Below are 26,951 nucleotides of genomic sequence, written 5' to 3'. Positions count from 1 at the left end.
CGCGCTCCACGACGGCCCCCGGTCACTTCGGTGACCGGGGGCCGTTCGGCAGCCAGAAGCAGGCCGCCGCGAGGAGCGCCGTCGCCGCCGAGCCGGCGAGGACGGGGACATTGCCGAGCCAGGCGGCGAGCGCCCCGCCGGACAGGGCGCCGACCGGGACGGTCGTCAGCAGGGCCGCCTGGACGAACCCGGCGACCCGGCCCTGGAGGCGGTCCGGGGTCACCAGCTGCTGCGTCGTCGTCATGGAGATCGCCCAGACGGTCGCCGTGAGGCCGAAGAGCAGCTGGTAGGCCAGAAGCGCCGGGAAGGCGAGACCGAGGGAGGCGGCCGGGACCAGGAAGATCGCCGCGGCCGCGCCCACCGCGCAGATCCGCGTCGCCCGGTACAGCCCGATGGTCGCGGCGAACCGTCCGGCCAGCAGCACCCCGAGGACGGTGGCGACGCTGAACGTCGCGTAGACCGTCCCCAACTGCCAGGCGGGCAGTGCCAGATCGCGGCTGGCGTAGAGCACGAACAGCGCGTCGGCGGACCCGCTGCCGAGATTGAACCCGGCGCCCGCGAGCACCTGCCGCCGCAGCATCGGCTCGGCGCGGACGATCGCGAGGCCCTCGCACAGGCCGGACAACCGGGGGCCGTCGCGCGCGGCGCGTTCGGCGGCGCTCTCTCCCGGCGTGTCCAGAGCCGCCGGCAGGGCGAGCAGCAGCACCGCCTCGACGGCGTACGCGGCGCTGCCGGCCAGCAGCGCCTCCGACGCGCCGACGAGGCCCACGAGGACACCGCCGAGGGCCGGACCGCCGATCTGGCCCGCCGTACGGGCCCCGGTGAGCGCCGAGTTGGCCGCCAGGAGCTGGTCCGGCCGGACGACGCGGGGGAGCGCCGCCTGCAGCGCCACGGCGAGCGTCCAGGTCAGGGCGCCCGAGGCGGTCGCCACCGCGTACAGATGCGGCCAGGTCAGCTTCCCCAGCGCGGCGGCCGACGGGACGGAGCCGACCACCACCACCTGGAGTGAGGTGAGCGCGACGGTGAGGCTGCGCAGCCGGGCCCGGTCGGCGAGGACGCCGGCGAACGGGCTCAGAACGGCTCCGGGGAGATAGGTCAGCGCCAGCAGCGCGGCCGCGCCGAAGGGGCCCGCGTCGAGCCGGGTCACGGCCAGCAGCGCCAGCGCCAGCGCGGTGACCTGGCGCCCGACGGAGCTGGCCGTCTGCTCGGCACAGAGCAGCAGGAAGGGGCGGTGCCGGCGCAGCGCGCGCGGGCCGGGAGGCTGCCCGGGGGAGTCGTCGGGGGAGCCGCGCGCGGGGGACCGGGCCGACGAGGCCCCGGAGGGGGAGCTCAAGATCAGACGCTCGTGCAGGGGACGGGCCACTGCCGCAGTCGTGGGGGCAGGGCGACCGTCCAGCCCCCGCTGACCAGAGCCAGCCGTTCGTCCGCCAGCAGCCCGACTGCCTCCCGTCCCCCTTCGTCGAGATCGTCCAGCGCCGTGGGCTCCAGGACGGTGAGGAAGGTGTCGAGCAGCAGGGGCTGGTCGAGGGTGAACCGCGCCGACTCCAGCCGCTCCCTGCGGTCCATCACCGTGACGAAATCCGGGCCGCGCCGGTGGTAGAGCTGCCCGTAGGCGTGCCCCGACCGCCACTCGGCGCTCCAGGCGGGCTCCCCGGGCGCGGGCGCCGGCGGTGGCAGATGGCGCAGGAGTCCCGGGTCGAAGGGCAGCTCGGCCGTGTCCGGGCGCCAGTCCACGGTGAGCGCGTGGCTCTGGCACTCGCGCAGGAACCGCACCGCGCCCACCGCGTGGCGACCGCCCGCGCCCAGCGGTAGCGGCTCCTCCACGACCACCCGCCGGCCGTCGAGCCGGTGCGGTGGGGCGGACGGCGGCAGGGCAAGGGGCGCAGACATGGTGGTCATACGGTCATGGCCTCCGCCTCGTCGACGCGTACGGGGGTGTTGCGGAGCGGCAGCGACACGTACGACCGCCCGTCGAAGTACAGCAGCCCCAGGGACACTCCGTCCCCGAGCCACCGCGCGAGCACCTCGGGCGGTGCGCCGTGGCCGGCCTCGGTGAGCAGCCGGTGCAGCGCCGCTTCGGTCCGGCCGTGCTCCAGGTGCCGGAACGCGGCCGCCTCCCAGCCGGTCAGCCGGTGCGTGCGGCGAGGCCAGCCATGGCGCCGGTCGTGGACCAGGAGCGTCCCGTCGCCCTCCTCCTCCAGGAGCAGGCTGGAGGAGGCATGACCGGTGTGCCAGTCCTGGACGGCCTCCTTGAGCCGCTCCTCGGTCCCGCCGCCGATCCCGAGCGGCGGGGTGTCGAAGAGATAGACCAGATCGGCCAGTTCCTCGTCCGGGAGGTCGTAGACATGGCCGTACATCTCGGCGGGGCGTCGTTCGGCGAAGCCGAGGGCGGGGTTGGCGAAGTTGGGGCTGAACCGCTCCAGCTGGATCCGGAACGCGCCCCCCGGCGGCTGGAGATGGACCAGCGCCGGCATCTGGTCGATGACGGACGTGTAGTCGTCGGCCGTCTCGTCCGGAAAGCCGTAGAGGTAGTTCCAGGTGCAGGTGAGCGAGTGGTTCGCGCACTCCCGGAGCGTCCGGACGTTACGGGAGCCGCTGACCCCCTTGTCCATCAGGCCGAGCACCCGGTTGTTGAGGCTCTCGATCCCTGGCTGGATGTGCACCGCTCCCGCCCTGCCCAGCAGCGCCAGCTGGTCCGCGGTGAGGTTGGACTTGACCTCGTAGTGCATCCGCAGGTCCCAGCCGCTGTCGGCGGCGCGCGGCAGGAAGTCCTTGAAGTAGGTCATGTCGATGATGTTGTCGACGGTGACGACGTCGAGGAGGCGGTGACGCCGGACCAGACGGTCGATCTCGTTCCACAGCCGTTCGCCGGGCTTGGCGCGGAAGGCCATCGCCGAGCCGTTGAGACCGCAGAAGGTGCAGTGGTGCTTCTCGCCCCACCAGCAGCCCCGCGCGCCCTCGACCACCAGCTTGGGATGGACGTACTCGGCCACGGGGGAGGCGTCGAGCGCGGACTGCCAGAGGTCGTAGTCGGGTGAGGCGATGTCCCCGGGCGCCACCGTGCGCCGCGTCTCCTCGTTCGCCCGCGAGACGCCGCCGTCCCACCAGCACAGCCCGGGTACGTCCACGGGCGGGGTGGAGCGGTCGAGATGGGCCAGCAGGGCGGGGAACGCGTACTCCCCCTCGCCGCGGACCACATGGTCGACGAAGGGATGGTTGCGGTGCAGGGCGTGCCCCATCGGCCCCTCGCAGTTGCTGCCGCCGAACACCACGGTGACGCCGGGGCGGCGGCGTTTGAGCTCGGCCGCGAGCGCGAGGGAGGACACGTTCTGCATGAACGTGCTGGTGAACCCCACGACCTCGGGGTCGGCGCCCAGGATCTCCGACGCCGTGCGGTCGATGAACTCCGCCGCGTGGGCCCGCATCGCGGAGGCCTTCTCGATGGAGATCCCGCGCCGGCGGGCGTACGCGGCGAGCCGCTCGACGCCCCAGTCGGGATCTCCGTACAGCACGCCCGAGAAGACCCAGTCCCCGAGCCCGTCGAAGATCGAGTCACTGCCCACGGCGACATGGTCGCCGGGGCGGATGCGGCCGTCGGAGCGCTCCAGCAGGAACTCGGCCCAGCGCAGGGAGCCGTGGAACTCGCGGACCTCGTCACCGGGCCGGGTGCGGCTCAGCAGGGAGTGGAGCAGACCGATCTGCAGCGAGGGCAGTTCGACCGGCTGCCACGGCATGGTCACCAAATGGACGCGCATACCGTCCCCCCGCCCGTGACGCGGGGCGGCCGCCGATACGCGACCGGCGCCCGCCCACGCCCGTTCAGGGCGTCGGTCGCTTGTCGATGGTGTGCCGCTCGCGGTTCTTGGCCTCCTCCTCGCGGACCACCACCTTCTTGATCTCCGGCTTGACGCGGGTGTCGTCCTCTGGTGCCCTGTCGCTGTCCATGGTTTCCCTCCCATGCCTCAAGTCCGTTGACCGTAAGCGTAGTTACCGGTGGTACGCAAGGGGCTGCCGAGGTGGGGCGTTCCGGTTCAGGACCCCCGCGGCGCGTCCAGACCAGTCAGCCGCAGCACCGTCCAGTGCTCCTCGATCAGCACGCACACCAGGTCGGGCGCGGCCGTGGTGAGGTCCTCGGGCGGACCCGGCAGCGGCACCGCCACCGGTGGCCGCTCCAGCAGCGCCGGGTTCCACACCCACAGGTTCTCGTCCTCACCGACGCCCACGATCAGGTCCTGGCCGTCATGGTGGAGGGTGGCCCAGCGGGTGAGGGCGCAGGGCAGCGGCAGCTCGGCCATCGTGCTGAACAGCCCCAGGCCGTGGAGGCGCATGACCGGGGGCGCCGCCCCGCCGGACACGACGGCGAGCCGGGCGTCGCGCTTTCCGCAGAACACCACGAGCGGAGGCAGGGACCCGGGGCGGGGGCCGAAGCCCAGGGCCGCGATCTCGCGGGACTTCGCGAGGGGGGTGCCGGAATGGAGGTGTACGACGCCCGCCCGGTCGATCCGCGCGAACTGGAGCTTCCCGCTCGGCCGGATGAACGGCACGAGTTCGGAACGGGCCCCCTCCGACGGGTCGTAGTACGTCGCCACCTCCCCGGACTTCAGCCAGATCAGCGCTCGCCAGCCCGACCGGTGGGAGTTCACGACGAGTACGGCGGTCCGGCCCGGAGCGGACACCGCCCGCACTGATCGCAGGTCCCCCCTGGCCCAGGAGGCGCAGTACCGGACCTCGGGGGCTTCGATCTCCTCACCCGTCCGCGCGTCCACGAGCGACCCGCCCGAGAGCTCGCTCCCCACGGCCAGGACCGGCTGCCCGTCCGGCAGGACCAGCGCCGCGAGCCGCGTGCTCAGCCCGGACCCCGCCCGGCAGCCCAGGCGTTCGGTGCCGTCGACGTTCGTCAGCCGCAGCCCGTCGCGGGTTCCCAGCACGGCCAGCGACCAGTCGAGGCCCTCCGCCCGGGGCAGGGCGACGACACGGCGCGCGCGGCGCAGATCGTAGTCCGGCTGATCGGGGGGCCCGCCCCGGTCCGCGTCCCAGAGCCGGACCGTGCCGTCCCACCCCGCCGACGCCAGCAGGCGGTCGCCCCGGCCCGTGGTGAGGGCGGTCAGCGCGTAGCCACTGCCCCGCAGGAGCCTCGGCGCCCTGAGGTCGTCCTTCTGTTCCGAAACGCTCACCTGCGCGCCCAGCGCGCTCTCCGCCGTCTCCTGGTCGGCGCTCAGAGCCATCCGGCTGTTCAGCTGCCGGACCGTCACCCCCGTGACGGGGTCGAAGATCCTGATCCGGGAGGCGCGGCCGGCGATCGCGAGCAGTGTCCGGCCCTGCGAGACGAACGGCGCGAGCGCCCGTACGCGGCCCACCAGGCCCGGTACGACGAGGACAGCGGTGTCGCGCTCCACGTCCCACACCCGGACCGTGCCGTCCTCCGCGCCCGACGCCGCCAGCACCCGTCCGTCCGCAGCCCCCAGGCAGCTCAGGGCGTACACGGGCGAGGTGTGTCCATGCATCCCGCCGGCCGGCTCCCGGGCGTCGACGTCCCAGCGGCGGACCGTGCAGTCGGCGCCCGCGGACAGCACCAGACGGCGTCCGCCGGGGAGTACGGCCGTCGCCAGCGCCGCCACCGGTCCCAGGTGGCCGGGCAGGACGGTGGCGGTCCAGGTCCGCGGATCCCACAGCCGCAGCCGCCGGTCCTTGCCCGCCGAGGCGAGCACCGGAGGCCCGCCGGTGTCGAGCCCGGCCAGCGCCTGCACGGTGTCGCTGTGCCCGCGCAGCACCGCGACCCGCTCGCCGTCCTCCAGGTCCCAGACCAGGATGTCCTGACCGGCCGCGGCGGCCAGCAGCCGCCGGCCCCGCGCGTCGGTCAGTCCGGCCAGCGCGGTCACCGTGGTCGCCGCCCCGGTCAGCACCCGCCGCGTCTCACCGGTGTCCGGGTCCCACACGCGTACGGTCGTGTCCCCGCCCGCCGAGGCCAGCAACTCCCGCCCGTCCGGCGCACGGCACACCGTCAGGACCATCACCGGTCCCGCGTGTCCGCGCAGCCCGACGCTGAAGTCGTCCGGCACCGCCGACAACGCCTCCACCCGCACGGGCAGCGCCGCGTGGCCCTGGAGCCAGTCCAGCAGCGACGGCTCCTCCGCCAGGGCCGTCATCTGGAGGGTGCGCAGCCGCGCCGCCGGGTCCAGCGGTACGAGCCGGGGCGCGGCCCGCAGGTACAGCCGGGCGACCGGCGAGGAGAAGCGGTCCGGCAGCGAACGGACCGCCGCCTCCGTGCGGGTGGGATCGGCGCACATGAGGAACCCCAGATCGCGCAGGACCCTCGGCAGGAGTCCTCCCGCCAGCGCGTGCGCCGCGAGGTGCCGGGGCAGGTAGGGGTGCGCCCGCGCCCAGGAAGCCGGGTCAGGGCCGCCCACCGTCGCCAGCAGCGCCCGGGCGATACGGGTCTGGGCGTCGTCGGGGGACAGCGCCCTGAAGTGGTCGATGAGCGACTGGTGGTAGAGGCGGTACACGGTCTGGCCCGACTCGCCCGCCTCGACGAGGTGGAAGCCGGCGTGCTCGAGGACCCAGGTGATGTCCCGGTCGGTGTACACCCGGCCGTCGTCGGAGAGCACCGTGGCCAGCACCGGCCACAGATCCCGGCGTGGCAGCCCCGCGCCCTCGGCCCAGGCCAGCGGCCGCAGCAGATCGCGGACCCGCCCCGGATCGGCGATCCGGGCGAACTCCTCGTCCAGTACGGCCGTCAGGCCGCCCGCCAGCAGCCGCTCCAGGCCGCTGTCCGGGACGTCGCCGTCGGTCAGGGAGGTGAGGACGGCCCGGGTCGCCACCCGGGCGTACAGGAAGATTCCCCGGCTCGCCGCGGCGACCCTGGCCGCCCAGGCGCGTGCCTCCGAGTCGCGGCCCCGAAGCGGCGATCCCTCGGCGCCGAGCAGCCGGCGCAGGGCGTAAGCCGCGAGGTCGGCGTCGCCCCCCGGCTCGTCGTCGAGCACGGCCGTCTCGTCCGGGGACAGCGCCTGCAGCAACGGTCCGCCGTCGTGGACGTGTTCCCCGCCGCCGGCGCGGTGGGGCCTGGTGCCGACCAGGACGCGCACCCGCGGCAGATCGGCGAGCGGACGCAGCAGGTCGGCGGCGATCGCCACGGCCTCGCCCGGCTTGGCCTCGTCGAGGCCGTCCAGGACCACGGCGACCGGACGGCGGAGCTCGCCGATCTGCTGGACGACCTGGGGGGCGCGCAACCGGCCGTCGGGGGGAACGGGCAGCAGCAGCGCGTCGACGAGCGCGCGCAGGCAGTCATCCAGGGTCTTGTTGCGGCACGTCAGGGCGATGTCGACGCAACCCGGCGTCGGCAGCACGCCGTTCGGGGTGTCGATGAGGGCGCCCTCCGCCTCGGCGATGGCCCGCAGATTCGGGTCCGAGAGCGTGGCGATCCGTCCGAGCAGCGCGGACTTGCCGGTGCCGGGCGAGCCGGTGACCACGAACAGTCCGTGGTCGGCGCGGTCCAGCCAGCCCGTCAGCCGCCGGAGCAGCCGGTCGCGCCCGCAGAAGTACCAGCCGGTCTCGCCCACTTCGGCCCCGCGCCTCGGCCGGCTCTCCGCCCCGCTCACCCGGCTCGCGCGCTCGATGCCGTCCCTGCACCAACTCCTGCCGACGTGGCGGTGCGTGGCCGACGGCGACGGCGGCCGCGCCGGTCTCTCCGCCGTACCCCTGCCCGGCGCGGACGCCGTGCTCGTCGCCGACGCGCTGCGGCTGCACACCGAGCTGGACACGGCCACGCCGGACGGCTACGCCCTCCATGTCTTCGGCGGCTACCGGCAGCCCACCGGCCAGTCCGCCCTGCGCACCGGCGACGGGCTGCGCAGCAGCCGCGAGCTCGACGGCACGGACCACCGGGGCGACGGAACGGTGCCCCGCTTCTCGTGTTTCCCGGCCCAGCTCACGGACGACTCCACCGTGCGCTTCTTCGCGCAGAAGCACGGCGCGCTGCAGAACGAGCGGGCGCTGCTGAACCAGATCGAGGCGATCCTGACGGCCCGTGATCCGCGCCAGTTCCTCGACGGCGCCCGGGAGTTGTCCGTCGACGTGCCCGAGATCGCCGACGGTACGCGCTGCCCCCTCGAGGTCACGGCCCAGGACGACCGGCTCGTCCTCGTCGCCACCGCCGAGGACGCGGAGACCGGGACGGTGGCGGTGCGCCGGAGCCTGCGCAACCGGGGCGGGGGCCGGTACGGCGCCGAGATCACGCTCCCCGGCCCCGGCACCTGGCGCGTCGTCGTCGGCGACCCGGTGAACCGGGGCAGGGTCCACGAGGTCAGCAGCATCGTGCTCGCCGCCGGGTGACCGCGCCCCGGCCGGGGCCCGCGGGGAGCCGGCGCTCGGGCGGGCCGCGGCGGGTCCTGCGGGAAGCCGGGCGGTCATGCGGGCTCAAGCAGGTCCCAGCGGTTGCCGTAGAGGTCCTCGAAGACCGCCACCGAGCCGTACGGTTCGTGGCGCGGCTCCTCCAGGAAGCGGACGCCGGCCGCGAGCATCCGGGCGTGGTCGCCGGCGAAGTCCGCGGTGTGCAGGAAGAAGCCCACCCGCCCACCGGTCTGGGCGCCCACGCTCGCCGCCTGCGCCTCGTCCTTGGCGCGGGCCAGCAGCAGTCCCGTACCGCCCTCCTCGCCGCGCGGTCGCACCACCACCCAGCGCGTGCCCCCACCCCTGTCGGTGTCCTCGACCAGTTCGAAGCCGAGGGCGTCGGTGTAGAAGGCGATGGCCTCGTCGTAGTCGCGGACGACGAGAGTGATCAGGGCGATGAAGGACATACGCCAACGTTATACGTATGACTACAGCCCGGCAACCGAGGCGGGTCCGGCCCACCGAGGGGGGACAATGGCATCCATGGACCCGCAGCTGCTCGCCGAGCTCACCGGACGCGCGCGGCGGCTCGCCGTGCCGGGACGCCGCCGCCTCCTGGGGCTGGCCGGGGCGCCCGGCGCCGGGAAGTCCACCCTCGCCGCGCGGCTGGCCGAACGCCTCGACGGGCTCGCCGCCCTCGTCCCCATGGACGGCTTCCACCTCGCGAACGCCGAGCTGGACCGGCTCGGCCGCGCCGGACGCAAGGGCGCCCCCGACACCTTCGACGCCGCCGGATACGCGGCCCTGCTCGCCCGCCTGCGTGACCCCGATCCCGGCACGACCGTGTACGCGCCCGCCTTCGACCGGACCCTGGAGGAACCGGTCGCCGGCAGCATCCCGGTCGGCCCCGGCACTCCGCTCGTCATCACCGAGGGCAACTACCTCCTCCATGGCGAGGGGCCCTGGGCGCAGGTCCGCCCCCTCCTCGACGAGGTCTGGTTCCTGGAGCTGGACGACCGCCGCCGCGTCCCCCGGCTCGTCGAACGCCATGTCCGCTTCGGCAAGGAACGCGGGCACGCCGAACGCTGGGTGAGGGAGTCCGACGAGGCCAACGCCCGCCTCGTGGCGCGGGGCCGGGACCACGCGCACCTGGTCGTCACGATGAGCTGAGCCCGCGCCGCCCTCCACCGTGGTCCCCGCCACACCGGTGCGGCGGCCGACATGCCCTCGGTAGGCTCGGGGCAAGTGTTCACCAGCTGAAGCGGTGACGAGGGAAGGCAGCGACGTGGGACTGTTCCGGCGCGGGCCGAGGCGAGACAGCAGCGACGCACCGAGGGACCCCGAGTTCACGTTCTTCTCCGAGGCCGAGGGCGGCCGCTTCCGCGGGCAGGTCCGCGAGGCGTTCGCCGAGCGCGGTCTCGAAGTCACCGTGTACGCGGGGGTGGTGACCGACGACGCCGGGCGCCAGTTCGGGCTCGGAAACCTGGCCGCCGTGTGTCACAACGACCAGCGCGGGCCTCGGGTGTGGCCCGACCTCACCCGGCAGCATGTCGGCATGGTGCTGCGCACCATGGACGCCCCGTCCGCGCTGGAGACGCTGCCGCCCGAGCAGATCCGCGCCCAGCTCTATCCCCGGGTCGTCAGCGGCGACGGGCTCAACCGGGAGACCTTCGAATACGCCCGCCCGGTGGCGCCGGGGCTGTACGAGATCCTCGCGCTCGACCTGCCCGAGAGCGTCATGATGCTCACCGACGAAGCCCTCGAGCCGCTCGGCGATCTCCAGCATCTGCGCCACCGCGCGCTGAACAATCTGCGCGGACTGCCCGTCGAAGGACACGAGACCGTCAAGGACTCCGACGGCATGCGCTTCGAGGTGCTCCTCGGCGACTCCTTCTACACCGCCAGCCGGGTCCTCGCCCTGGACGAGGTCGTGCGCCAGGTCACCGGGCAGCACGTGGGCGACCACGGGGCGCTGGTGGCGCTGCCGTTCCGCCATCAGCTGGCGTTCCACGTCATCCGTGACATGGCGATGGTGCCGGCGCTCAGCGCGATGGCGTCCTTCGCCGCCTCGGGCTACCAGGACACCCCGGGCGCGATCAGCCCGTACGTCTACTGGTGGAGGGCCGGTACGCTCACCCAGCTCAGCGACCGGGACGAGGACGGCGACGGGATGCGGATCGTCGTCGGGGACGATTTCCAGGACCTGCTGGAGCTGCTGCTGGCCCGGGAGGGCGAAGGCGGCTGAGTCGCCCCGCGCCCGACGCGCGAGCAGGATGCTGTACGTCGAGGAGGAGACCCATGCCCAGTACGACCGTTCCGTCCGATGCCGTGCCGTCGGAGCCCGCGCCCTTCACCGCCGAGGACTACCGCGCCCGGATGACCCGGGCGGCCGAGTCGGCCGCCGAGGCCGGGCTCGCGGGAGTCGTCGTGTCCCCGGGCCCCGACATGGTGTACCTGACGGGCTACCAGCCGACCGCGATCACCGAGCGGCTCACGCTTCTCGTCCTGGCGGCCGGGCGGCAACCGGTGCTCGTCGTCCCGGCGCTGGAGGCCCCGGACGCGGCGAAGGCGCCCGGCGCGGTCGCCCTCACTCTGCGCGACTGGACCGACGGGAAGGACCCGTACGACCTCACCGCCCGGCTGCTCGACGTGGACGGCAGGTTCGGCGTCAGTGACAACGCCTGGGCGATGCACCTCCTCGGGCTCCAGAAGGAGCTGCCCGACAGTTCGTACGTGTCGCTGACCGAGGCGCTGCCGATGCTGCGTGCCGTGAAGGACGCGCACGAGCTGGAGCGGATCGAGGCGGCGGGCCTCGCCGCCGACGCGGCCTACGGCGAGATCCTCAAGGTGCGCTTCTCCGGCCGCAGGGAGACGGAGGTCGCCGCGGACCTGGCCGATCTGCTGCTGCGCTTCGGTCACTCCCAGGTCGACTTCACCGTCGTCGGCTCGGGTCCCAACGGGGCCAATCCGCACCACGAGGCCGCAGACCGTGTCATCCAGCACGGTGACATGGTGGTCCTCGACTTCGGCGGCCTCAAGTACGGCTACGGCTCCGACACCACCCGTACCGTCCATGTCGGCGAGCCCACCGCCGAGGAGCAGCGCGTCCACGACGTCGTCCGCGAGGCGCAGCAGGCCGGGTTCGACGCGGTCGAGGCGGGAGCGGCCTGCCAGGCCGTGGACCGGGCGGCGCGCGAGGTGATCACCGAGGCCGGGTACGGCGAGTACTTCATCCACCGCACCGGCCACGGCATCGGCGTCACCACCCACGAGCCGCCGTACATGATCGAGGGCGAGGAGCGACCGCTCGTCCCCGGCATGTGCTTCTCCATCGAGCCCGGGATCTATCTGCCGGGCCACTTCGGCGTCCGGATCGAGGACATCGTCACCGTCACCGAGAAGGGCGGCCGTCGCTTCAACAACACCTCGCGCCAGATGGCGATCGTCGACTGAGCCGCACGGCCTCCCGGGCGGGTACTCAGCCGTCAGCGAGGATCACGGACGACTCCGGAGGGAGCGTCAACACTCCCTTGACGTCCGGCGGTTGGGTCCCGTCCCAGGAGGCCAGGACGTGCCCTCCGCCACCGAGGGCGATCCGGGCCGGATCCTTGGCGAGGTTCACCGCGACCCGTACGTCTCCGCGCCGGAACGCCAGCCACCGCGCCGACTCGTCGTACGCCACCCGTACCGCCGCCAGGTCAGGATCCGTCAGGTCCGGGTGGGTGCGGCGCAGGGCGATCAGCTCGCGGTACCAGGCCAGCAGCCGGGCGTGCGGCTCCCGCCGCCGCTCGGACCGGTCCAGGCACGAGCGGTCACGGGTGGCGGGGTCCTGCGGGTCCGGGACGTCCTCCTCGGCCCAGCCGTGCGCCGCGAACTCCCGCCGCCGGCCCTCCCGTACGGCCCGCGCCAGCTCCGGATCGGTGTGGTCGGTGAAGAACTGCCAGGGCGTCCCGGCCCCCCACTCCTCGCCCATGAACAGCATGGGTGTGAACGGCCCGGTCAGCACCAGCGTGGCCGCACAGGCCAGCAGGCCCGGCGAGAGGCCGGCCGAGAGACGGTCCCCGAGCGCCCGGTTGCCGATCTGGTCGTGCGTCTGGGCGAAGCCGACGAAGCGGTGCGCCGCCGTCCTCGCGAGGTCCACGGGACGGCCGTGCGTGCGGCCCCGGAAGCTCGAATACGTCCCGTCGTGGAAGAAGACACGGCCGAGGGTCTTGGCCAGGGCGGCGAGCGGCGCGCGGGCGAAGTCGGCGTAGTAGCCCTGGGCCTCGCCGGTCAGCGCCGTGTGCAGACCGTGGTGGAAGTCGTCGTTCCACTGGGCGTGCAGCCCGAGGCCGCCGGCCGCGCGCGGCGCCGTCGTCGCGGGATCGCACCGGTCGGACTCGGCGATCAGGAACAGGCTCCGGTCCTGCTCCGCCGCCAGGGCGTCGACCGCGCCGGACAGCTCCTCCAGGAACGGCCGCGCGCGGGTGTCGGCGAGCGCGTGGACGGCGTCGAGGCGCAGTCCGTCGACGCGATAGTCGCGCAGCCAGGCGAGCGCGCTCTCCAGGAGGTAGGCCCGGACCTCGTCGGAGCCCGGGGCGTCGAGGTTCACGGCCGCGCCCCACGGCGTGTGGTGCGTCTCGGTGAAGTACGGACCGAAGGCGGGCAGGTGATTGCCGGACGGGCCGAGGTGGTTGTGGACCACGTCGAGCACGACCCCCAGCCCGAGCCCGTGGGCCGTGTCGACGAAGCGCATGAGTGCCTCGGGCCCGCCGTACGGCTCGTGCACCGCCCACAGCGACACACCCTCGTACCCCCAGCCATGACGCCCCGGGAACGGACACAGCGGCATCACTTCCACATGGGTGATGCCCAACTCCACCAGCTCGCCCAGGTGTTCGGCGGCCGCGTCGAGGGTGCCCTCGGGGGTGTACGTGCCGATGTGCAGCTCGTACAGAACGGCGTCCCGCAATCCGGGCAGGCTCGCTGCCGAGGGGTGGCGCCACACGTACGCGCCCGGGTCGACCACCGCGCTGAGACCGTCCGGGCCGTCCGGCTGACGGCGCGAGCGGGGGTCGGGCAGCACCGGGCCGCCGTCGAGCGAGAAGCCGTACCGCGCGCCCTCACCCGCCCCCTCGCCGGCCTCCGCGTGCGAGACCCACCAGCCGTCCCGCACCGGATCCCGCTCCAGCGGATGGTCCGAACCGTCGAGCCGCAGCACCACCCGGTCCCGGGCGTGCGGCGCCCATACCTCGAAGAGCACTGGCGAATCCCTTCGTCGTCTCGTCCCATCCTGCAAGGCGGGGCGCTGTCACACCAGGTGGACGCGCTCCTGCACGACCGGATGCCCGGCCCGTGCGAAGTTCGCCGCCATGGGGAAGTTCCCCTGGTCGGTCGCGCCCGCGACGAAAGCGGCGCCCCGCTCGGCCAGGAAGTGCGTGCACTCGACCAGCAGGTCATAGGCGTAGCCGTGACCGCGCTGCTCGGGTACGACCCCGATGAAGCCGACGCACGGCCCCGAGGAGTTGTGGGCGGGCACCTGGATGCCGACGAGCTCCCCGTCCGGGGTGTACGCCAGCCGCCACCACTCGCGGGGCGAGGGGCACCAGTGGAAGAAGTCCAGTTCCTCCTGGGCGGCCAGGTCCAGCCCGCCCTTCTCGATGGCCAGCAGGGCGTGGGCGTCGAGGGTCACCGAGTGCACCCGGCGCAGCACGTCGAGGATCACGGCGTCGTCGGGCTCGGGCCGGAACTCCAGCCGGCCGGGCCGCTCGGGCAGTCCGCACTCCGGCGTCCACCGATAGGAGAACCGTTCCACCAGGACCTTCATGCCGGCCGCCCGCGCGGCGCTGATCCTCGACTCGCCCGCCGCCCGCGTCGCGGGGTCGTCGCGCCAGCCGGCCGGCAGGATCAGTTCGTACTCGGTCCTCAGCGGAGACCGGCTCAGCAGCTCGACCCCCGCCTCGTCCTCGCCCGGCGCGAAGTCGAACCAGTTGAGGAGCAGGGGGTCGGTGTCCTCCGGGCCGCCCCACCAGGCGGCCCGGGCGACGACGACCCCGTCGCGCTCGGCGATCCAGGTCCACTCCGGCCGGTAGTCGCCGCCTTCGGCGAGCGTGCGGTAGGTGACTCCGGTGATCACCCGGCCGACGAGGCCCGGGTCCTGGAGCGAGGCGAAGAGGGACGTCTCTCCTTCGGCCAGTGAACGGATCACCAGCCTGCTCGGCGTCTCGCTCACGCGCGCCCCCAGACGTAGTTGACGGCCCGCTCGAAGTCGACGTACCCGGCGCGCTCGAAGGACCTCGCCATCGGCACATTGCCGAGATCGGTGGCTGCCCGGATCCGGGGCACTTCCTGCTCGGCGAGGATGCGGGTGCCTTCGGCCAGGATGTCGTCGATGTAGCCGTGGCCACGGTGTGCCGGGAGCACACCGATGTAGGCGATGGTGTGGTGGTAGTTGTTGCGGGCGGGGATCACGAAGCCCACCGGCTCGCCCGACTCCGGGAGTTGGGCGACCTGCCACCACGCGCGGGGCGAGGCGTACGCCTCGAACTCCTCGTCGTAGTGCTGCTCCGCCGCCTCGCGCGGCGAGAGACCGGACGCCAGATCGGACTGGCCGTGCGCGTCGAGGGTGCCCTCGATCACCAGGGCCATCAGCCCGACGAGGTCCTCGCGGTCCTTCACCGCACGGAACTCCAGCCGCCGCGACGGCGCCGGTACGGGGGTCCCGGGGCGCCACTCCAGCCGCAGCCGCTCCACGAGCAGCCGTGCGCCCGAACGCTCGAGCACGCCCGTGAGGGTCTCCACGACCGCGCGGGCGGAGTCGTCCTCGCGCCAGTCCGGCGGGATGAACCTGCCGTACTCGGGGCGCTCCGCGCCGGCCGGCACGACCCGCGCAGTCGCGGTCTCCAGGAGGCGCAGCCCGATGTCGGAGGCTTCCTCGGCCGGGAGTTCCGGGTCGATGTCGAAGAAGTCGAGGGCGAGCGGGGCGCCGCCCTCGGCATTGGTCCACCAGGCGATCCGGGCCAGGACGCGGTCACCGCGCAGGGCGACCCACATCCACTCGGGCACCCGGCGCCCGGTGGCGAGATCGTCGGCCAGTTCGTGGTCGAGGGCGTACGAGAGCCGGCAGAACAGATCCAGCTCCTCCGGCCCGGCGAGCGGGCGGACGGTGAGATGAGCGGGCGTCGTCGAAGACGTCGTCAAGAGGTGGTCCCTCCAAGGGAGTCGAGTGCGCAGACCGTAACAGCGCGAGGTCCCCAGGGGCACGGGCATATACGGTCCGGCGCAGGTCAGCGCAGCAGGGCCCGGCTTCATCTGGACACCCCGGGCATCCCGGCACGACAATCTGGAACGTGACGTCCTCCTTCGAATTCCGCACGTACCCCGCTCGGCTCTCGGACGCCGAACGGGACAAGGCGCTGGGGATACTCAGGGAGGGCGCCGCGCAGGGCAGGCTGTCCCACGACACCTTCGTGAACCGGATGGAGAAGGCGCTCGCGGCCGCCCGCCCCGAGGAGCTCGCGGCGCTCACCGCCGACCTGGTGACCGAGGGCCGCTGGTCGCGCCGGCTGTTCGGCGCGGTGGAGCGCGCGTCCGCCTTCACGGCCCGGCTGGGGCGCGCCTGGCAGGCGGAGCGGCTTCCGAAACTGCTGCTGCCCGAGCCCGGCCCGTATCCGCTGCGGATCGGCCGCGACCCGGCGAACGGTCTGCGGCTCAGCCACGACACGGTCTCGCGCCTGCACGCCGAGCTGAGCCTGCGGGACGGCCGGTGGATCCTGCGCGACCTCGGCTCGACCAACGGCACCACCGTCAACGGACAGCGGGTGACGAGCGCCGTCGTCGTGCGCCCGGGTGACATGGTCGCGTTCGGCCGTATGAGCTTCCGCCTCTCCGGACGCTGATCCGGCCCGACACCGCAGGTGAGCGCCCCCGACCGTCACCCGAATGGGTGTACGTCGCCTGCGGCGGGGCCGAAAGGGTGATGCGCTGAGGGAACGCACGCCCCCGACCCGGGTGCGGCGACCGGCCAACGGCACCGACTGGGGGCGCGATGGTTGACGACCAGCCCACGGGCATACGACGCATAGGCATACGAGGAGCGGGCACCTGGCCCGCACGGGTGCCGGGAGGCCCCTCGGCACCGTCCGGCGCGGCCTCGGCCCGTACCGTCGCGCCCAGCCCCTTCGGCCACGGCGCCGCACGCGATCCGTACCCCGTCTACCGGACGCTGCGCGAGGACTTCCCGCTCCCCTTCGACCCGTTCCTCGGGGCGTGGCTGCTCAGCCGGTACGCCGATGTCGCCACGGCCCTCGTCGATCCCCGCTTCACCCACGGCCACCGGCCCGGCGACCCGCCGTGCGCCGCCACCCACCTGGACGTCGACACCGCCGAGCTGCGCACCGTCACCGAGCGCACCGCCCATGTCCTGGCCCGGCGCATCGCCGGCCGGACCCAGGCCGATCTGGTCGAGGACTTCTGCCGCTGGCTGCCCGCGGGAACGGTCGCCGCCGCCGTCGGCGTCCCCTACCGCGACATGATGCGGCTGGTGCGCGGCCGGGCCGCCACGGCGATGGCGGGCCAGTGCACCGGGCAGATAGCCCTGCGGGCGAAGGCGCTGGCGTCCTTCCTCGCCAATGTCCTCGACGACCCCGACCAGCTGGAGGCGCTGCGGTACGGCCCGCCGGAGCTGGTCGTCCGGGCCTGGACCGAGTCCCTGCGGCGCGACCCGCCCGTGCAGGTCGCCGTCCGCCGCACCTGCGCCGAGGTCCGGGTCACCGGCGGCACCATCCCGGCGGGCGAGTCCGTGGCCCTGCTGATCGGATCGGCGGGCCGGGACGCGGAACGCTTCCGGGCCCCCGACCGCTTCGACGTGCTGCGCGACGACGGCGGTCAGCTCACCTTCGGCAGCGGCTTCTGTCCGGCCGTCCTGCTCGCCTCCCTGGAAGCGGAGTACGGTCTGCGCGCCCTGCTCGACGCCATGCCCAAGCTGCGCTGGGCGGACGGCTTCCGACCCAGGCAGGCGGGACTGATCACCCGGGCTCCCCGGGTTCTGTTGGTACAGCCAGGCGGCTGAGCAACGCCACCGGGCGGTCCGCGAACAGCTCCGCGAGCCGTACCGGACCGCCGTCGAACTCCCGGCGCGGATCGAGGAGATCGAACCAGTGGCCCTCCGGCAGGGCCAGCTCGGTGTCGGCCCAGCCGCCCGACTCAGCCAGACGCAGGGAGAGCCGGGTGACCGCCGTCACCACCGCGCCGGAGCGGACGAAGGCCAGGCAGTGCCCGGCCGCCGGGCCGGTCGCCGTCAGTGGCGCGTACCGGCCCGACTCGCCGAAGATCTCCGAGTAGTGCCGGCGCAGCCGCAGCGCCGCGCGGGTCACTTCCGTCCTGGCGTCCGGCGGCCCGATCCGGAACGGCCCCCGGTTGTCCGGGTCGACCAGGGTCCGGCACTCCCGCTCCGTCCCCTGGTACAGCTCCGGCACGCCCGGCATGGTGAGCTGCACCAGCGCGGCGCCCAGGGAGTTGGCGAGCGCGTGCGGGGCGAGCTCGGCGGCGGCCCGGACCACCGGGTGCCGTTCGGCGCCGGGCCCCGCGAGACCCGTCCCGGCGAACGTCGTGACCGCCCGCTCGTACGCCGGGTCGGGCTCCGTCCAGCTGGTGCGGAGCCCCGCTTCCCGTACGGACTTCAGCAGTGCCGTGGCCAGCCGCTCGGCGTCGTCGTCGGTGCGGTGGGGGCCCAGACCGAAGACGGTCTGCCAGGCCGTCCACGCCAGGTGCGGATCGGGCGCGGCGGCGCGGGGGTCCGAGGCCGCCTCCGCGACCAGCTCCGCCCAACGGCCGGGGCACTGGGAGAGCACCGCGATGGAGGCCCTCACGTCCGCGCTGCGCTTGGTGTCGTGGGTGGAGAGGACGGTCCCGGTGGCCGGCCAGTCGTGGGCCAGCCGCGCGCAGTAGGCGTGGAACTCCTCGGGGCCCACCGCGGGCGCGCCCGGGTCGCCGCCGACCTCGTTGGCCGACAGGAGCGGCGTGTAGCGGTAGAAGGCCGTGTCCTCCACGGACTTGGCGCGCAGCGCGGAGGCGGTCTGCGCGAACCGCGCCCGGAACCGCCGGTGGAGGGGCCCGTCGCCGAGCAGCCCGAGTGCCAGATCGCGGACGACGTCGACGGCCGCCGCCTCCTCGGGCACGGCGTAGGCCGCCTTCGCCCGGCGCGCCGCGTCGGGGGTGAGCGCCTCCTCCCCACCGGTCCGGTACGGCCGGTAGACGGGTACGCGCACCAGCAGTTCCCGGACGGCGGTGCGCAGGGCCCAGGGCGCGTGGTCGCGCAGCCGCGCGTCGTCGGCACAGATCCGGGCGGCTGTCCTGGTCAGGAAGGCGATCTCGGCGGAGAGCTCATGGTTCACCACCCAGTAGGCGGCCCGCCGCGTCGTCGCCTCCCAGTGCCCGCCCCGGTCCACGGCCGGGCCTGCGAACTCCCGGTAGGCCTCCGTCAGTTCCCCGGCTCCGCGCTCGTCGACGAACAGGCCGTCGATGTGGCGCAGGGCGTCGTACCCGGTGGTGCCGGCGACGGGCCACCGCGTGGGCAGCCGCTCCGGGCCGGTCAGGATCTTCTCGACCACCGTCCAACACCGGTCGCCCGTCGCCTTGCTGAGGTCCTCCAGATAGCCCTCCGGGTCCGCGAGGCCGTCCGGGTGGTCGATCCGCAGGCCCTCGATCACGCCGTCCCGGACGAGCTCCAGGATCTTGCCGTGGGTGGCCTCGAACACCTCCGGGTCCTCGACGCGGACGCCGATGAGATCCGAAATGGTGAAGAAGCGCCGGTAGTTGAGCTCGGTACGGGCCAGCCGCCACCAGCCCAGCCGGTACCACTGGGCGTCCAGCAGCTCGGGCATCGGCAGCCCTTCGGTGCCCTCGCGCAGCGGGAACTCCTGGTCCTCGTGGAGCAGCGTCCCGTCCCGGACCCGCAGCCGGGGAAGGGCGTCGCCGATCCGGTCGGGAAGGACCGGCAGCAGCACCTTGTTCCCGCCCGCCTCCCAGTCGATGTCGAACCAGCGGGCGTAGGGGGAGTCCGGCCCCTCGCGCAGGACTTCCCACAGCGGCCGGTTGTGACGTGGCACGGCCGCCATGTGATTGGGAACCAGATCCACGACCAGACCGATCCTGTGCTCCCGCGCGGTCGCGGCGAGCGCCCGCAGCCCGGCCTCACCGCCCAGCTCGGCCCGGATCCGACGGTGATCGGTCACGTCGTACCCATGGGCCGAACCCGGAACGGCCTCGAGGACCGGCGACAGATGCAGATGGGAGATCCCGAGCGAAGCGAGATACGGGACGGCGTCGGCTGCGTCCGAGAACGTGAATTCCGGCCGCAGCTGGAGCCGATACGTGGCGGTGGGCGTCATGCGAACGTACGTACCCCGTGAGACGGCTTCTGTGTCATTGACCCATGCGTCCATTTCGGTGCACAGGGCTACGGTCGCCTGATGCTCAGGATGTACCGCGAAACGATGTCCCTGCTCGGACCGGTTCTTCCGGTCGTCTCCTTCCTGGGCCGCCTTCCGACGGCGATGTGCCAGCTCGGCAGCCTCCTTCTGGTCGCCGAGACGAGCGGAAGCCTCGCCACAGCGGGACTGGCCGGTGGAGCGCTCGCCGCCGGCCAGACGGTGGGCGGGCCCCTGCTCGGCCGCGCGGCCGACCGGCGCGGCCAGCGCGGGATCGTCCTGGTCGCCTCGCTCGCCAACGCCCTGGCCGTCGCCGCCCTGGTGGTCGCCGCCCTGGCGCACCTGGCGACCGGCTGGCTCGTCCTGCTCGGCGCGCTCGCCGGGGCGAGCGTCCCCCAGGTCGGCCCGCTGTCCCGGTCCCGCTCGGTGGCCCTGGCCCGGCAGTCCGGCGCGGACGACCGGCTCGTCGGCACCGTCCTCTCCTTCGAGGGCACCCTGGACGAGGTGTCCTTCGTGCTCGGCCCCGCCCTGGTGGGACTCGCGGCGGCCGTTGCCCACCCCGCCGCGGCCCTGCTGCTGGCGTCGGGGCTCCTCGCGGTCTGCGGCACGGCGTTCGCCCTGCACCCGACGGCGGCGAAGGTCCGGCCGGTGACACCCGCCACCGGCGCGGCGCACCGGCGCGGCGGGCGGCTTCCAGGGGCCGCGTACGCGCTGCGCGTCACGATGGTCCTGCAGGGCGCGATGTTCGGCGCGTCCCAGGCGGGCATCACCGCGCTCACCGACCAGCTGGGCCGGCCCGCGCAGGCCGGTCTCGTATACGCGGCGATGGGCGTCATGAGCGCCGCGGCCGGGCTCTCGATGGCCGCCGTGCCCTCCGGGATCGGCCTGACGACCCGCTGGCGCGCGGCGACGCTCGCCCTCGTGGTGCTCTCCGCCCCGCTGCTATTGGTGGACGCCCTGTGGTCCCTGTACGCCTCGGTGATCGTCCTCGGGGTCGCGTACGCCCCCCACCTGATCACCATCTTCGGGCTCACCGAAAGGATAGTCCCCGCCACCCGGTTGGCGGAGTCGATGGCCTTCCTGACGAGCGGCATCGTCGGAGGGCAGGCCCTGGCCCTCGCCGTCTCGGGCCGCCTCGCCGATGGCCACGGTGCCCCGGCCGCCTTCGCCGTCGCGCTCGGGGCGGCGGTGGCGTGCGCGGTGCTGTCGTGGACGGTCCGCACGCCGGGCCACGCGGGCCGTCCCTCCCCGTCCGTCCCCGTCGCCCAGGAAGCCTGAGCCGCCCCGGTCCCGGGCCACGCCGGGCCCGCGCCGCCGTGCTGCTACGCCGGCCGGCGCAGCACCACCAGGCTCCGCCCCAGCAGCGGAAGCCGGTCGCCCGCCGAGACCTTCTCGACGTCGTACGGCGGAACGACCTCGGGGCGGGCCGTGTCCACCAGGACCTGCCAGTCCCTCCCGTGGTTCACCGGAACCATGAATTCCAGGTCCTCCGGGCTGGCGTTGAACATCAGCAGGAACGAGTCGTCGCCGATCCGCTCGCCACGCGGCCCCGGCTCGGAGATCGCGTTGCCGTTCAGGAACACCGACAGCGCCCTGGCCTGCGCCGCCTGCCAGTCCCGTGCCTTCATCTCCTCCCCCTCGGGGGTGAACCAGGCGATGTCGGTGAGCTCGTCGTGCGTGCCCTCCACCGGGCGGCCGTGGAAGAAGCGGCGCCGCCGCAGGACGGGATGGTCCCGGCGCAGCCCCACCATGGCCCGGGTGAACGCGAGGAGCGTGCCCGACGTGTCCGTTTCCGACTCCGGCCAGCGGACCCAGGAGACTTCGTTGTCCTGGCAGTAGGCGTTGTTGTTGCCACCCTGGGTGCGGGCGAACTCGTCGCCGTGGCTGAGCATCGGCACGCCCTGCGAGAGCATCAGCGTGGCGATGAAGTTCCGCATCTGGCGGTCCCTCAGCTCCAGCACCGCCGGATCGTCCGTGTCGCCCTCGGCGCCGCTGTTCCAGGAGCGGTTGTGGCTCTCGCCGTCCCGGTTGCCCTCGCCGTTTGCCTCGTTGTGCTTGGAGTTGTACGACACGAGATCGTGCAGTGTGAACCCGTCGTGGCAGGTCACGAAGTTGACCGAGGCCAGGGGGCGCCGCCCGTCGTCCTGGTAGAGGTCCGAGGAGCCGGTCAGCCGGGACGCGAACTCGGCGAGCGTCCTCGGCTCGCCGCGCCACAGGTCCCGCACGGTGTCCCGGTACTTCCCGTTCCACTCGGTCCACAGCGGCGGGAAGTTCCCCACCTGATAGCCGCCCTCGCCCACGTCCCACGGCTCGGCGATCAGCTTCACCTGGCTGACCACCGGGTCCTGCTGGACGAGGTCGAAGAACGACGACAAGCGGTCCACCTCGTGGAACTGCCGGGCCAGCGTCGCCGCCAGGTCGAAGCGGAAGCCGTCGACGTGCATCTCCGTCACCCAGTACCGCAGCGAGTCCATGATCAGCTGCAGGACGTGCGGGGAGCGCATCAGCAGCGAGTTCCCGGTCCCGGTGGTGTCGGTGTAGTAGCGGCGGTCGGCGGAGAGCCGGTAGTAGGACGGGTTGTCGAGCCCGCGGAAGGAGAGCGTCGGGCCCAGATGGTTGCCCTCGGCGGTGTGGTTGTAGACGACGTCCAGGATGACCTCGATGCCCGCCTGGTGCAGCGCCCGTACCGCCGACTTGAACTCCAGGACCTGCTGGCCCCGGTCTCCCCAGGACGCGTAGGCGTTGTGCGGGGCGAAGAAGCCGATGGTGTTGTAGCCCCAGTAGTTGGCGAGCCCGGCGTCCACCAGCCGGTGGTCGTTGACGAACTGGTGCACCGGCATCAGCTCCAGGGCGGTGACACCCAGCTCGCGCAGATGCCCGATCACCGCCGGGTGCGCGAGACCCGCGTACGTCCCGCGCAACTCCTCCGGGAGACCCGGATGGAGCATCGTCAGGCCCTTCACATGGGCCTCGTAGATCACCGTGCGGTGGTAGTCGGTCCTGGGCGGGCGGTCGTCCCCCCAGTCGAAGTACGGATTGACGACGACGGACGTCATCGTGTGCGGCGCCGAGTCGAGGTCGTTGCGGGAGTCCGGCCGCCCGAAGTGGTAGCCGTACACCGCCTCGCCCCACTCCACGGAGCCCGCGACCGCACGCGCGTACGGATCGAGGAGCAGCTTCGCCGAATTGCAGCGCTGCCCTCGCTCCGGAGCGTACGGACCGTGGACCCGGAAGCCGTACCGCTGTCCCGGCATCACGCCCGGCAGATAGGCGTGTCGGACGAAGGCGTCCGTCTCGCGCAGTTCCACGGCCGTCTCCGACCCGTCGTCATGGAGCAGACACAGCTCGATTCTGTCGGCGGCCTCCGAGAAGACCGCGAAGTTGGTGCCGGCGCCGTCGTAGGTGGCACCGAGGGGATACGCCTGTCCCGGCCAGACCTGCATAGATGAGACTCTTCCATTTCTGATCCGGGTGTAGGGGGCTACTTCGGCCAGATCCTGCCCGAAAGTGGGGCAACCTCCTAGGACTTCGGCCCGTCCTACCGGGTGACCACAGGCAATAGGGGGGAAATGTGCGCAAGCTAGTGCGCCGTCACCTGGGGAAAGTGGTGGCGGGCGCGGCCATGGCGGTCACGGCGACCGCCGTGATGGTCGGCATCACACTTCCGGGCACGGCGGGGGCGGACGACACACCGGGCGGCCGGTCCGCGGGGGCGGCGGGGGCCGCCCGCGACACCGGCGGGGTGGGCCGGGACGGCGCCGGGGGCGAGGGCGCTGGGGCACCCGAACCGGGTGTCGTGGCCGACGCGCCGGACGAGGGGGAGCGCGGGGTGGGCCGCGATCCGCTCACCGACGACGAACTGAAACGGGCCGAACAGCTGGCGCTGACGCCACCCACCCGGACAGCCGCCCGGAATGTCGAGGGCGCCCGCGGCCCCCAGCATCTGGCCACCAATCTCGCCGAACCACTGCCGGGCGAGCCCGAGACCGGCGCGCCGCGCCGTGCCGAGGTGCGGTTCTACGACTACGGCACCGACCGGTTGATGACCACGACCGTCAACCTCGACACCGGGAAGGCCGAGGCGACCGGCGCCCAGCGCGGCGTACAGCCCTCGCCGCACCCGCGTGAACTGCGCGAGGCCGTGGAGCTGATCCTGAAGAGCCCGCTCGGCGCGGGTCTGAAGGAGGACTACCGGGACGCCACCGGCAGGACCCTCACCTCACCCGATCAGCTCTGGTTCAACGGCGACGTCTACCGCACCTACCGCGAGGCGCGCGTGCCGGCGGCGCTGGAGAAGTGCGGTGAACACCGCTGCGTCCGGCTGGTCACCAAGGTGCTCAACGGTTCCTGGATCGACACCAGGAACCTGATCGTCGATCTGAGCGCCCGGACCGTCACCCGCGTCGGCTGACCGGCCGCGCCCCTTCATCCCACTTTCCGCAGTTCCGTACGAGGGAGTTCGTTTCCATGCACTCCACGCAGCTCACGAGAGCCGCGCGGGTCCGGCGGCGGGGCGCCGTCCTGGCCGCCGCCGCGCTCCTCGCCACCGCCACGGCCGCGGCCGGGCCCGTGTCCCCGGCGGCCGCCGACCCGGTCGCCGGCCCCGCCCCGGCGCGTCCCGACTGCAGCGCCGCCTACCGCGTCGAGCAGACACTCGACGGCGGCACCACCTGGCGCATGTGCTGGCGCTACGACACCGACTCCGGGCTGGTCCTGGAGAAGGTCAGCTACCAGCCGAAGAGCGCCTCCGCGCCCATCCGCGTGCTCACCAGCGCCAAGCTGGCCCAGATACATGTGCCGTACGACGACGGCAACGCCGAGTACGACGACCTCACCGGCGCCGGGTTCGGCTGGGGCCTGCAGAACCTCAAGCCCACCGAATGCCCCGGGGGAACCATCAAGCCGGTCCGCGTCCCCGAGCGGGGGAAGGTCAACGGCGTCTGCGCCACGACGCGGGCCCGGGGCCACGCCTATCGGATGGCCAACGACGAGGGCAGCAGGGTTTGGCAGTCCCAGGGCAAGGACCTGCTCGTCTACACCGTCAACAAGGTCGCCTGGTACGAGTACATCACCGAGTGGCGGTTCTCCTCCGACGGAATGATCGCCGCCAATGTCGGCGCCACCGGGAGCCTCGCGCCCAACGACTACAACGCCACCGACGGCCGCGGCTGGCCCCTCGGTCACGGCGCCCGCGACTACGCCACCAGCCACGCACACAACGTCTTCTGGCGGCTGAACTTCGGTCTCGACGGCTCCCCCAAGGACCGGATCGAGCAGTTCGACTCCAAGGTCACCCCGCCGCGCGGCAACGGCGGCCCCACCGTGAAGACGACCCGTACCCAGGTGACCAGGGAACTCGCCGGGGACGCGAAGACCATGCGCTGGTGGCGCGTGGTGAGCCAGAACGGCAGGAACAAGGACGGCCACGCCCGCAGCTACGAGATCGTGCCCGGCCCCTCCGCCCGTCACGAGGGCCGCGGCTTCACCCAGCACGACGTGTACTTCACCCAGCAGCGCGCCTGCGAGCAGTTCGCCAGCAACAACATCCGCGACTGCGGCCCCAACGCACCCGGCAGCGTGGACAAATGGGTCAATGGGGAGACATTGACCAACCCGATCGCCTGGGTCAACATCGGGTTCCACCACATCGCCCGGGACGAGGACCAGCAGCCCATGCCGGTGCACTGGCAGGGCTTCCAGCTCGCCCCCAGGGACGTGACCGCTATGAATCCGCTCACTCCGCCGGATCTCGCCAACCAGAACGGCCAGTGGAATCAGGGTCGTTGAGTAAGGAGCCTGCGCATCCGGCTGCACCGCCCTCCGCTCCCGGAGTACCCTTCCTTGATCGTTGACAGACGAGCGTCCAGGAGCAGAAGGCGGTGCGCGGGTGAGCTCGGGAGGGCTGGAGCTTCCTCCAGGTGACGCTGGTCACGAGGGGGACTCCACTGACCCCGCAGAGGTCCCGCCAGGAGCGGTCTCCATCGCACGGCCGATGGAGATCGGGGCGGAGCTCGACTGGGGCGCGGACGCCTGGAGCGAGGTGCGCACGCGCGCACAGCGGGCCGGCCGCGCCTACATTTGGCTGAATCTCGTCGAGCAGCGGTTGCGCGCCGTGGTGGCCGCCGTCCTGCGTCCCGTGTACGAACCGGTGCACGGCGAGGAGTGGGTGGTGGCCGCCGCGGGCCCGGCAGGACAGGAGTGGGTGCAGCGGGCCGTCGCCGTACGGGAGGTCTCGCGCCGCAAGGGCTATCTCCTCGATCCGGCCGACGACAATGTGCTCAGCTTCCTGACGCTCCCGCAGCTGCGGGAGCTGATGGTGCAGCACTGGCCGTGTTTCGAGCCGTACTTCGACGACCGGCGCGAGGTCGAACTGGCCCTGGACGAACTGGAGGTCACCCGCAATGTGGTCTCCCGCAACCGGGCTCTCTCGCTGACCGTGCTCGCCCAGTCCGAGCGCGCCTCGGCGCGACTCCTGGAGATCCTCGGCAGCGGGGCGGGCGTGCGGTCCGCCGACCGGCTGCCCGTTGACGCGGTCGAGGAGCTCGTCGGTGACCGGTACGCGGACGTGGTCTCCGTCCACTCCGACCGGGTGCGGCTCCAGCGGCAGCTGCCCGCCGAGGACCTGTTCGGCGGCGCCCGGCGGCTGGACGCCACCGGCATAGGCCTGAACCTCCTCGTACAGAACTTCTCCGGCCGGCGCCTGGTGCGACTGGCCGAGTCCGGCTGCCGGATACGCCTCCTCTTCCTCAACCCCGCGAGCAGCGCCGTCAAGCGGCGCGAGCGTGAACTCGGCCTGAGGAAGGGCGAGCTGAGCAGGTCCGTGGAGATGAACATCCTCCATATGCGCCGGGTCCGCTCCAAGCTCCGCGACCCGGGCGCCTTCCAGATCCATGTCTTCGACGAGACGCCGCGCTTCACCGCCTATCTCGTCGACGGCGACGGCCCCGACGGGCTCGCAGTCGTCCAGTCTTACCTGCGCCGGGCCCGGGGGATGGAAGCGCCGGTGCTGGTGCTTCGCGGCGGGGGCCGGACAGTGGTCAGGTCCGGGAATTCCGGTCGGGACGGCGAGCACGGCCTTTTCGAGACGTACCGCGAGGAGTTCGAGTCGGTGTGGCTGGACTCCCGGCCGGTGTCCTGAATCCCGCTCGGCGCCCGGAATCTCGGGCAGTGTCCGCGTTGTCAGTGGTGCGTGGGAGGGTGTCAGCACCACGGGGGAGC

General features: G+C 73.0%; 21 protein-coding genes. 10 read left to right on the top strand and 11 right to left on the bottom strand.

The features are described 5' to 3' along the window. Positions 1 to 22 precede the first annotated feature (22 nt). From ACZ7J0_RS03835 to ACZ7J0_RS03815, 5 genes are all read right to left on the bottom strand, one after another. Entirely contained in the window at positions 23 to 1,333 is a 1,311-nt protein-coding gene (locus ACZ7J0_RS03835; protein WP_470883665.1) for an MFS transporter, read from the bottom strand. Between the two features lie 2 nt (positions 1,334 to 1,335). After that, a complete protein-coding gene (locus tag ACZ7J0_RS03830) occupies positions 1,336 to 1,899 on the bottom strand; it encodes a DUF5825 family protein (protein WP_470883663.1) in 564 nt (187 codons plus the stop codon). Beyond that, positions 1,896 to 3,755: a RiPP maturation radical SAM C-methyltransferase gene (locus ACZ7J0_RS03825; RefSeq protein ID WP_470883662.1), complete on the bottom strand. Its 1,860-nt coding sequence runs from the start codon at positions 3,753 to 3,755 to the stop codon at positions 1,896 to 1,898. The genes ACZ7J0_RS03830 and ACZ7J0_RS03825 overlap by 4 nt, the downstream gene beginning before the upstream one ends. Positions 3,756 to 3,819: 64 nt before the next feature. After that, positions 3,820 to 3,945, bottom strand: coding sequence for a hypothetical protein (locus ACZ7J0_RS03820; protein WP_468704236.1), 126 nt, complete (start codon positions 3,943 to 3,945; stop codon positions 3,820 to 3,822). A gap of 86 nt (positions 3,946 to 4,031) precedes the next feature. Then, positions 4,032 to 7,556 (bottom strand): NACHT and WD repeat domain-containing protein, encoded by a 3,525-nt coding sequence (locus tag ACZ7J0_RS03815; protein ID WP_470883661.1) that lies wholly within the window; start codon positions 7,554 to 7,556, stop codon positions 4,032 to 4,034. 94 nt (positions 7,557 to 7,650) lie between these two features. Between ACZ7J0_RS03815 and ACZ7J0_RS03810 the strand changes: the two genes are divergently transcribed. Further along, positions 7,651 to 8,328 (top strand): hypothetical protein, encoded by a 678-nt coding sequence (locus tag ACZ7J0_RS03810; protein ID WP_470883660.1) that lies wholly within the window; start codon positions 7,651 to 7,653, stop codon positions 8,326 to 8,328. Between the two features lie 74 nt (positions 8,329 to 8,402). On the opposite strand, the gene ACZ7J0_RS03805 is transcribed toward ACZ7J0_RS03810, so the two are convergent. Continuing rightward, positions 8,403 to 8,792 (bottom strand): VOC family protein, encoded by a 390-nt coding sequence (locus tag ACZ7J0_RS03805; protein ID WP_470883659.1) that lies wholly within the window; start codon positions 8,790 to 8,792, stop codon positions 8,403 to 8,405. Between the two features lie 67 nt (positions 8,793 to 8,859). Here ACZ7J0_RS03805 and ACZ7J0_RS03800 point away from each other — a divergent pair, with 67 nt between their 5' ends. The 3 genes from ACZ7J0_RS03800 (at position 8,860) to ACZ7J0_RS03790 (ending at position 11,778) form a co-directional block, all read left to right on the top strand. Beyond that, complete coding sequence (locus ACZ7J0_RS03800; protein WP_470883658.1) at positions 8,860 to 9,495, top strand: nucleoside/nucleotide kinase family protein; 636 nt, start codon at positions 8,860 to 8,862, stop codon at positions 9,493 to 9,495. A 115-nt stretch (positions 9,496 to 9,610) separates the two neighbouring features. Next, positions 9,611 to 10,570, top strand: a complete 960-nt coding sequence (locus tag ACZ7J0_RS03795) for a DUF1444 domain-containing protein (RefSeq protein WP_470883656.1) — start codon at positions 9,611 to 9,613, stop codon at positions 10,568 to 10,570. Between the two features lie 53 nt (positions 10,571 to 10,623). Continuing rightward, positions 10,624 to 11,778 carry a M24 family metallopeptidase gene (locus ACZ7J0_RS03790; RefSeq protein WP_470883654.1) on the top strand — a complete coding sequence of 385 codons (1,155 nt, stop codon included), beginning with the start codon at positions 10,624 to 10,626 and terminating at the stop codon, positions 11,776 to 11,778. A gap of 25 nt (positions 11,779 to 11,803) precedes the next feature. On the opposite strand, the gene treZ is transcribed toward ACZ7J0_RS03790, so the two are convergent. From treZ to ACZ7J0_RS03775, 3 genes are read right to left on the bottom strand one after another with little or no spacing between them, the layout of a single operon-like run. Next, positions 11,804 to 13,567 (bottom strand): malto-oligosyltrehalose trehalohydrolase, encoded by a 1,764-nt coding sequence (gene treZ, locus ACZ7J0_RS03785; RefSeq protein WP_470883652.1) that lies wholly within the window; start codon positions 13,565 to 13,567, stop codon positions 11,804 to 11,806. A gap of 48 nt (positions 13,568 to 13,615) precedes the next feature. After that, on the bottom strand, positions 13,616 to 14,536 hold the full coding sequence (locus ACZ7J0_RS03780; protein WP_470883650.1) for a GNAT family N-acetyltransferase: 921 nt from the start codon (positions 14,534 to 14,536) through the stop codon (positions 13,616 to 13,618). Then, positions 14,533 to 15,504, bottom strand: coding sequence for a GNAT family N-acetyltransferase (locus ACZ7J0_RS03775; RefSeq protein ID WP_470883648.1), 972 nt, complete (start codon positions 15,502 to 15,504; stop codon positions 14,533 to 14,535). The genes ACZ7J0_RS03780 and ACZ7J0_RS03775 overlap by 4 nt, the downstream gene beginning before the upstream one ends. A 149-nt stretch (positions 15,505 to 15,653) precedes the next feature. Here ACZ7J0_RS03775 and ACZ7J0_RS03770 point away from each other — a divergent pair, with 149 nt between their 5' ends. Continuing rightward, positions 15,654 to 16,202 carry a DUF1707 and FHA domain-containing protein gene (locus ACZ7J0_RS03770; protein ID WP_470883646.1) on the top strand — a complete coding sequence of 183 codons (549 nt, stop codon included), beginning with the start codon at positions 15,654 to 15,656 and terminating at the stop codon, positions 16,200 to 16,202. Positions 16,203 to 16,351: 149 nt separating this feature from the next. Further along, the gene (locus ACZ7J0_RS03765; protein WP_470883644.1) at positions 16,352 to 17,374 is read left to right on the top strand and encodes a cytochrome P450; all 1,023 of its coding nucleotides are present in this window, start codon (positions 16,352 to 16,354) and stop codon (positions 17,372 to 17,374) included. On the opposite strand, the gene treY is transcribed toward ACZ7J0_RS03765, so the two are convergent. Further along, a complete protein-coding gene (gene treY, locus ACZ7J0_RS03760; RefSeq protein WP_470883643.1) occupies positions 17,331 to 19,694 on the bottom strand; it encodes a malto-oligosyltrehalose synthase in 2,364 nt (787 codons plus the stop codon). The genes ACZ7J0_RS03765 and treY overlap by 44 nt on opposite strands. An 81-nt stretch (positions 19,695 to 19,775) precedes the next feature. Here treY and ACZ7J0_RS03755 point away from each other — a divergent pair, with 81 nt between their 5' ends. Next, on the top strand, positions 19,776 to 21,011 hold the full coding sequence (locus ACZ7J0_RS03755; RefSeq protein ID WP_470883641.1) for an MFS transporter: 1,236 nt from the start codon (positions 19,776 to 19,778) through the stop codon (positions 21,009 to 21,011). A 44-nt stretch (positions 21,012 to 21,055) separates the two neighbouring features. On the opposite strand, the gene glgX is transcribed toward ACZ7J0_RS03755, so the two are convergent. Continuing rightward, on the bottom strand, positions 21,056 to 23,176 hold the full coding sequence (gene glgX / locus ACZ7J0_RS03750) for a glycogen debranching protein GlgX (RefSeq protein ID WP_470883639.1): 2,121 nt from the start codon (positions 23,174 to 23,176) through the stop codon (positions 21,056 to 21,058). Positions 23,177 to 23,304: 128 nt separating this feature from the next. On the opposite strand from glgX, the gene ACZ7J0_RS03745 reads away from it, so the two are divergent. The 3 genes from ACZ7J0_RS03745 (at position 23,305) to ACZ7J0_RS03735 (ending at position 26,871) form a co-directional block, all read left to right on the top strand. Beyond that, positions 23,305 to 24,144, top strand: a complete 840-nt coding sequence (locus tag ACZ7J0_RS03745) for a Tat pathway signal sequence domain protein (protein WP_470883637.1) — start codon at positions 23,305 to 23,307, stop codon at positions 24,142 to 24,144. 56 nt (positions 24,145 to 24,200) lie between these two features. After that, on the top strand, positions 24,201 to 25,520 hold the full coding sequence (locus ACZ7J0_RS03740; RefSeq protein WP_470883635.1) for a copper amine oxidase: 1,320 nt from the start codon (positions 24,201 to 24,203) through the stop codon (positions 25,518 to 25,520). Positions 25,521 to 25,620: 100 nt separating this feature from the next. Continuing rightward, on the top strand, positions 25,621 to 26,871 hold the full coding sequence (locus ACZ7J0_RS03735) for an SAV2148 family HEPN domain-containing protein (RefSeq protein WP_470883633.1): 1,251 nt from the start codon (positions 25,621 to 25,623) through the stop codon (positions 26,869 to 26,871). Positions 26,872 to 26,951 lie beyond the last annotated feature (80 nt).

The organism is Streptomyces sp. NPDC038280, assembly GCF_055600045.1.
This window is presented reverse-complemented; position numbering and strand designations above follow the sequence as displayed.